General features: G+C 60.5%; 1 protein-coding gene. It reads left to right on the top strand.

What is annotated here, in order from left to right:
• A partial coding sequence (locus tag NUW23_16315; GenBank protein MCR4427711.1) for a DNA polymerase IV occupies positions 1 to 294 on the top strand: 294 nt, incomplete at both ends.

Genomic DNA, 294 nt, shown 5'->3' with positions numbered 1-294 from the left:
CCTCACGGCATCGTGCGGCATCGCGCCCAACAAGTTCCTTGCCAAACTCGCTTCTGACTCGTGCAAGCCAGATGGGTTGCTCGTGGTCAAGCCCGATGAAGTGGATTCCTTCCTGTGTCCAATGCCCGTGGGCAAGTTGTGGGGCGTGGGCAAGGGGGGGGAAGAGGCCCTCCGGCGGTTTGGGATAGTCACCGTGGGCGACCTCAGGGAATGGCCGCTTGAATGGTTGACGGAACGATTCGGTAAGTGGGGCGCCCAGATATTCAACCTTGCGCGTGGTATCGATGACGAGCC

It is taken from the genome of Bacillota bacterium (assembly GCA_024655925.1).
Lineage (GTDB): Bacteria > Bacillota > DTU025 > DTU025 > JANLFS01 > JANLFS01.
The sequence above is the reverse complement of the archived record's forward strand: the minus strand, read 5'-3'. Positions and strand labels throughout refer to the sequence as shown.